Raw genomic sequence first — 6835 nt, forward strand, 5'->3', positions numbered from 1 at the left:
CATGACGACAGCCAAAGACATCATGAAGCAGATCAAGGACAACGACGTTAAGTTCGTCGATCTGCGCTTCACCGATCCGAAGGGCAAACTGCAGCACGTTACGATGGATGTCGTCGAGGTCGAGGAAGACATGTTTGCCGATGGCGTCATGTTCGATGGTTCCTCGATCGCTGGCTGGAAGGCGATCAACGAGTCCGACATGGTGCTGATGCCGGATTCCGATACTGTGCATATGGACCCGTTCTTCGCGCAGTCGACCATGGTCATCCTGTGCGACATCCTCGATCCGATCTCCGGGGAATCCTACAACCGCGACCCGCGCGGTACCGCCAAGAAGGCCGAGGCCTACATGAAGGCCGAAGGCATCGGCGACCAGATCTTCGTCGGCCCGGAGGCCGAGTTCTTTGTGTTCGACGACGTCAAGTACAAGGCCGATCCCTACAACACCGGCTTCAGGCTGGATTCCACCGAACTGCCGTCCAATGACGACACCGACTACGAGACCGGCAATCTCGGTCACCGGCCGCGCATCAAGGGCGGCTATTTCCCGGTGCCGCCGATCGATTCGGCACAGGACATGCGCTCGGAAATGCTCACCGTGCTCGCAGAAATGGGCGTGCGCGTTGAAAAGCACCATCACGAAGTGGCCGCCGCCCAGCACGAGCTCGGCATCAAGTTCGACACGCTGGTCCGCAACGCCGACAAGATGCTGATCTACAAATATGTCGTGCACCAGGTCGCTAACGCCTACGGCAAGACGGCCACCTTCATGCCGAAGCCGGTGTTCGGCGACAATGGCTCGGGCATGCATGTCCACCAGTCGATCTGGAAGGAAGGCAAGCCGACCTTCGCCGGCAACGAATATGCCGGCCTGTCCGAGAGCTGCCTGTTCTACATCGGTGGTATCATCAAGCATGCCAAGGCGATCAACGCCTTTACCAACCCGCTGACCAATTCCTACAAGCGCCTGGTGCCGGGCTATGAAGCGCCGGTGCTGCTCGCCTATTCGGCACGCAACCGCTCGGCCTCGTGCCGCATTCCGTTCGGCTCGTCGCCGAAGGCCAAGCGCGTCGAGGTCCGCTTCCCCGATCCGGGCGCGAACCCCTATCTCGCCTTCGCCGCCATGCTGATGGCCGGCCTCGACGGCATCAAGAACAAGATCCACCCGGGACAGCCGATGGACAAGGATCTCTACGACCTGCCGCCGAAGGAATTGAAGAAAATCCCGACCGTCTGCGGCTCGCTGCGCGAGGCTTTGCAGAGCCTCGACAAGGACCGCGGCTTCCTTAAGGCCGGCGGCGTCTTCGACGACGACCAGATCGACAGCTACATCGAGCTTAAGATGGCCGAGGTGATGCGCTTCGAAATGACGCCGCATCCGGTCGAATACGATATGTACTATTCGGTCTGATCCAGATCGTTGCAGCCAACAAAAAAACCCCGGAGGAGACGCCGGGGTTTTTTATTGCGATGCGATCGGAGAGAAAGTCACGGCGCAGACCTGAGGTCTACGCCGGGACGAATGCTCAAGCCGCGGCCGAAACTTCGGCGCTGGTAGGGACGGAGGCGATCGTCTTCAATATCTGCGAGGCGATCTGGTAGGGGTCGCCCTGCGAGTTCGGCCGGCGATCCTCGAGATAGCCCTTGTAGCCGTTATTGATAAAAGAATGCGGCACGCGGATCGAGGCGCCGCGGTCGGCGATGCCGTAGCTGAACCTGTTCCACGGCGCCGTCTCGTGCTTGCCGGTCAAACGCTTGTCGTTGTCCGGCCCATAGACGGCGATGTGATCCATCAGGTTTTTGTCGAAGGCCGCCATCAGCGCTTCGAAATACGCCTTGCCGCCGACTTCGCGCATATAGGCTGTCGAGAAGTTGGCATGCATGCCGGAGCCGTTCCAGTCGGTGTCGCCGAGCGGCTTGCAGTGATATTCGATGTCGATGCCGTATTTCTCGGTCAGGCGCTGCATCAAATAGCGTGCCATCCACATCTGGTCGGCGGCCTTCTTGGAGCCCTTGCCGAAGATCTGGAATTCCCACTGGCCCTTGGCCACTTCGGCGTTGATGCCTTCATGGTTGATGCCGGCGGCAAGGCAAAGGTCGAGATGCTCCTCGACGATCTCCCTGGCGACTGAGCCGACATTGCTGTAGCCGACGCCGGTATAGTACGGGCCTTGCGGCGCCGGATAGCCGCTCTCGGGGAAGCCGAGCGGGCGGCCGTCCTTGTAGAAGAAATACTCCTGCTCGAAGCCGAACCAGGCGCCCTCGTCGTCGAGGATGGTGGCGCGCTTATTGGAGGCATGCGGCGTCACGCCATCGGGCATCATGACCTCGCACATAACGAGCGCGCCATTGGTGCGGGCCGGATCCGGGTAGACGGCGACCGGCTTCAGAACGCAATCGGAGCTGTGGCCCTCGGCCTGCATGGTCGAAGAACCGTCGAAGCCCCACAGCGGAAGCTGGTCGAGCGTCGGAAACTCGGCATAGTCCTTGACCTGCGTCTTTCCGCGAAGATTGGGAACCGGGGTGTATCCATCGAGCCAAATGTACTCGAGCTTGTATTTCGTCATTCTAGCCTCTCGTTGCTTGATCACCGAACCCTGGATGGCGCCGGGGCGAGCCGGCCTATCCAGCAGCCGACCTGCCGGATTACTAAAATGCAATTCGTGTGCCATTCTCGCCGGCGATGGATGCGGCAAAAGTGAGGTTGTATCCGCCCAAAATCGCTGGTCCGCCGTCATGCTGCGTTCGGATCATCCACAAGCACATTGTGCACAAATAATGTGCAAGTACTGATCTTTTCGTAATCATGTTGCCTATTTCGGTTGCTGAACCTATGTTGGGGAAAGGTTGAATCGGCAAGGTTCTGTCGAAGAAAGGAAACCGACAATGGAAATCACTTCCACTCGTCAGTCGGCCAAAATCCTGATGTTCCCGGTGGCAGCGCGCGCTTCTGCCTCAAATTTAAGCGGAAAGGCTAAGTTCGCGGCAGAACTTGCTTCTTTACGCAACCGAACGGATTTCGGAAGTGCCTGGTATCATGAGGCAGCGATCGAGGAAGCGAAACAGGATCGGAAGAGCTAAGCCCTGCACTCGATAAATTGAAAAAGCCCGGCGCGATCGCTCGCGCCGGGCTTTGCTTTGAACCGGACAGGCCGGCTACTGTTTGGTGTGCAGGTCCGTTCCGAGCGTATCCCTGACAAAGATCATGCCGATGATCAGCGACATCGCCGCGATCACCACTGGGTACCAGAGTCCGTAGTAGATATCGCCCTTGTAGGCGCTGAGCGCGAACACCGTCGCCGGCAGCAGCCCGCCGAACCAGCCGTTGCCGATATGGTAGGGCAGCGACATGCCGGTGTAGCGGATGCGGGTCGGGAACATCTCGACCAGGATCGCGGCAATCGGCCCGTAGACCATCGTGACGAAGATCACGAGGATGAGCAGGATGCCGATCGTCATCGGCCAGTTGACCGCCGCCGGGTCGGCGAACATGGCAAAGGGACCGCCGCCTGGTACGGTGTAGACGGTGACCTCGGGAGCTCCCGCAGCCTCATCGGCAGTCAGCAGCTTGTCCTTGATCGCCTGGTCGGCCGGAACCATGGCCTTCTCGCCGGCGCGGATCGCGGCCGCATCGAGCTTCAGTTCGGGATTGGCCGCGATGAAGGCTTCGAGCTTCTGATCCGGCACCTTCGCCGCTGCCCGTTTCAGCGGATAGCCGCCGTCCTGAAGCGCCGTGTTTACCGCCTTGGCGAAAACAGCGTCCTTGGCCTTGGCTTGATCGCCGGCTGCGGTGGCGTCATACGACTCAACCGTCTCGTTGCCGATTTTGACCGACGCAGCAGTGCCGGGCGCTGCCGTGGCCACTACGTCATAAGGCACCGAGTTCTTGGTCAGAAACGAGGTGGCGATATCGCAGGACGTGGTGAACTTCGCCGTGCCCACCGGGTTGAACTGGAACTTGCAGTCTCCCGGTGCCGCGGTCACCGTCGCACGGGTGTTCTGCTGCGCGGTGGCGAGCGCCGGGTTGGCTGCCCAGGTCAGCGCCTTGAACAACGGGAAGGTGCAGACGATCGCCAGTGCAAGGCCGGCCATGATAATCGGCTTGCGGCCGATCTTGTCGGAGAGCCAGCCGAACACGACGAAGAAGATCGAGCCAACAGCCAGAGCAATCGCGATCATGATGTTGACCGATTGCGGATCGACCTTGAGCACGTTCTGCAAGAAGAACAGCGCGTAGAACTGGCCATTGTACCAAACTACGGCCTGACCGGCTGTGAGGCCGAGCAGCGCCAGCAGCGCGATCTTGGCGTTCTTCCACTGACCGAAGGCTTCTGACAGCGGCGCCTTGGAGCCTTTGCCTTCGTCCTTCATGCGCTGGAAGGTCGGCGATTCAGAAAGCGACAGCCGGATCCAGATCGAAATGCCGAGGAGGAGGAAGGAAACGATGAACGGAATGCGCCAGCCCCAGGCGGCGTAGGTTTCCTTGGTCATCGACCCCTGGACGATCAGGATGACGATCAGCGACAGGAACAGGCCGAGCGTTGCCGTCGTCTGTATCCACGACGTGTAGTAGCCGCGGCGATCGTCGGGTGCATGCTCGGCGACATAGGTGGCGGCACCGCCATACTCGCCGCCGAGCGCCAGGCCCTGCAACATGCGCAAGATGATCAGGATCACGGGAGCGGCGATGCCCAAAGTCGCATAGCCAGGCAGCAAGCCGACCAGGAAGGTCGACAGGCCCATGATCGTCATGGTGACAAGGAAAGTGTATTTACGGCCGACAAGGTCGCCGATGCGGCCGAACAGCAATGCGCCGAACGGGCGCACGAGGAAGCCAGCGGCAAACGCCAGCAGCGCGAAAATATTGCGCGTCGCTTCCGGAATGGTTGGACTGAAAAAAGTCGAACCAATGAATACTGCCAGCGAGCCGTAGAGATAAAAATCGTACCATTCAAAAACGGTGCCGAGCGAGGAAGCGAAGATGACCTTCTTCTCCTCGCGCGTCATGCCGCGGCTTGTTTTGCCGGCGGTCGATGCCATTGCCATGAGTGTATCCTCCCGTGTGATTCCGTCAGTCCTCGATGCTGCGCGTCATCGTCCGCGTTTCCTCGCAGCGCAGACTCAGTGCAGCCACCGGTGCAAAAAATGACAGAAAGCGCCGTCCAGAGGCAGACCGTCTTTGGGATTATGACTTTGGTCTAATGTGCAGTGCGAAATAGAAACGACGGTGCGGTCAGCCTTTGAGAGCTTCGAGCAGGCTGACTGCCGCCATCATGTCGCGCTTGCGGGCCGCGCGGTGCGCGACGGCCTCGGCATCATTGCCCCATTGCTCGGCCTGCCAGTCCTCGTCGACATGACCGGCAGCCCAGGCCGCCTCGCCGTCGAGCTCGCCGAAATCGACAGCCAGCGCCAGCAGCGCCGATCCGGTCAGCGACGTCATGACGTGGATGGCGGCAAGGCGCAGCGGATCGGCACGTTGGGCAAGATGCTGGCCAAGCAGCGCGATACTCTCGCGCGGCTGTTCGACATGGATCACGCCTTCGGCAAGATGGAACCGGGCGCCGAGCGCGCTGCGCACCCAGTCGATGACCGGATCCCAATGCTCGTTCTGCCGGTCGACGAGTCCTTGGGGCGTATCGGCGCGGTAGCAGAGCAGATCGGACGAGGCAAAGCGCAGGATGTCCTCCAGCACGGCCTGGGGATCACTGGCGACGCCATCGATTGCCGTATTGACCAGACGCATCACCGGCATCGTCACCAGGTTGATGGTCTCCGCCTGTGCGGCGAATTCCTCGGCGACGAGAGCAGCCGCCTTTTCGGTCGGCAGCGCCAGCAGCGCCTTGGCCGGCGTGCGGACGGGCTTGCCATCGAGATGGACGGCAAAACCGTCTTCGACCGGTGCTACCGCGACGGTCTTGTAGAAGCGCTTCGGCAGCGGCGTCTTCATCTGGATCTGGGCGCGACGCACCGGGTCCGGATCAGAGAGCTGCTTTCCAGCTTCGAGGTCGTTCAATATATCGCGCATGCTCATCCGGGACTTTGTTTTCGGGCCGGCCGGTTGACGATGATGAGTCCGGCGGCAATGAGGCCGAGTGCCAGGAAGATACGAACGGTCAGCGGCTCGTTCAAGAACACGGCGCCGCACAGCACACCAAACACCGGCGACAGGAAGGTGAAGCTCGACAGTCCAGATGCAGGGTAGCGCCGCAGCAGCCAGAACCACAGCACATAGGTGAACGCGACAACGTAGACGGCCTGGAACAGCAGAGCCAAGGTTGGCAAGACGGTAAAGTTGCGGACGGGCGGCCCGGCAAAAGGCATCACCAAAATGCCGACGACGGCGGCCCCGGCCAGTTGATAGAGCAGCAGCTTTTCGGCGCTGGCCGTCACCAGCTTCGACCGCTTGATGACGATATTGGTCACGGCCCACAGAATGCCGGCACCGAGACTGAGCAAATCGCCGCTCAGCGTCGCGCCGCCACTGGCGCTCAGTTTATCGGAAAACACCGCGATCAGTCCGGCGAAAGCGAGCAGAAGACCAACGAGCTTGCGTGCCGTGATGCTTTCGCCCAGCAGGAAATGACCGCCGACCAGCATCCAGAACGGCATGGTGTTGACCAGCAAGGTATTGCGCACAACCGTCGTGTGCTCGAGTCCGACGTAGAGAAACAGGAACTCGAGACCAAAAAGCGCACCCGCCAGAATGCCAGCGACGAGGGTTTTGTCGGGCGTGAACAGCGCAATGCTGCGCCAGCGGCACCAGCCGAAAACACACAGGCCGCCGATCGCCGAGCGGGCGATGGACAGGAAAACAGGGTCGTAGCCGGCATACGAG

6 protein-coding genes are annotated in these 6835 nt (G+C 60.5%); 2 read left to right on the top strand and 4 right to left on the bottom strand.

From position 1 onward, the window contains the following. Position 1 precedes the first annotated feature (1 nt). The gene (gene glnA, locus NKI58_RS25845; RefSeq protein WP_352784983.1) at positions 2-1411 is read left to right on the top strand and encodes a type I glutamate--ammonia ligase; all 1410 of its coding nucleotides are present in this window, start codon (positions 2-4) and stop codon (positions 1409-1411) included. A gap of 115 nt (positions 1412-1526) precedes the next feature. On the opposite strand, the gene NKI58_RS25850 is transcribed toward glnA, so the two are convergent. Further along, on the bottom strand, positions 1527-2567 hold the full coding sequence (locus NKI58_RS25850) for a glutamine synthetase beta-grasp domain-containing protein (RefSeq protein WP_352784981.1): 1041 nt from the start codon (positions 2565-2567) through the stop codon (positions 1527-1529). Positions 2568-2886: 319 nt separating this feature from the next. Between NKI58_RS25850 and NKI58_RS25855 the strand changes: the two genes are divergently transcribed. Next, positions 2887-3081: a DUF2735 domain-containing protein gene (locus NKI58_RS25855; RefSeq protein ID WP_292660390.1), complete on the top strand. Its 195-nt coding sequence runs from the start codon at positions 2887-2889 to the stop codon at positions 3079-3081. 75 nt (positions 3082-3156) lie between these two features. Here NKI58_RS25855 and NKI58_RS25860 read toward each other — a convergent pair whose 3' ends face one another. The 3 genes from NKI58_RS25860 to NKI58_RS25870 form a co-directional block, all read right to left on the bottom strand. Beyond that, entirely contained in the window at positions 3157-5046 is a 1890-nt protein-coding gene (locus tag NKI58_RS25860) for an MFS transporter (protein ID WP_352593862.1), read from the bottom strand. A 187-nt stretch (positions 5047-5233) separates the two neighbouring features. Beyond that, positions 5234-6025, bottom strand: a complete 792-nt coding sequence (locus NKI58_RS25865; protein WP_352825464.1) for an ATP12 family chaperone protein — start codon at positions 6023-6025, stop codon at positions 5234-5236. A gap of 2 nt (positions 6026-6027) precedes the next feature. Then, positions 6028-6835: DMT family transporter (locus NKI58_RS25870; protein WP_352853896.1), on the bottom strand; the 808-nt coding region annotated here is incomplete at its 5' end.

Origin of the sequence: Mesorhizobium sp. M0522, assembly GCF_040321085.1 — a bacterium.
Lineage (GTDB): Bacteria > Pseudomonadota > Alphaproteobacteria > Rhizobiales > Rhizobiaceae > Mesorhizobium.

Coding starts and splice junctions, on each gene's coding strand:
- NKI58_RS25855 (WP_292660390.1), top strand. CDS start 2,887: ATGGAAATCACTTCCACTCGTCAGTCGGCCAAAATCCTGATGTTCCCG.
- NKI58_RS25865 (WP_352825464.1), bottom strand. CDS start 6,025: ATGCGCGATATATTGAACGACCTCGAAGCTGGAAAGCAGCTCTCTGAT.
- NKI58_RS25850 (WP_352784981.1), bottom strand. CDS start 2,567: ATGACGAAATACAAGCTCGAGTACATTTGGCTCGATGGATACACCCCG.
- glnA (WP_352784983.1), top strand. CDS start 2: ATGACGACAGCCAAAGACATCATGAAGCAGATCAAGGACAACGACGTT.
- NKI58_RS25860 (WP_352593862.1), bottom strand. CDS start 5,046: ATGGCAATGGCATCGACCGCCGGCAAAACAAGCCGCGGCATGACGCGC.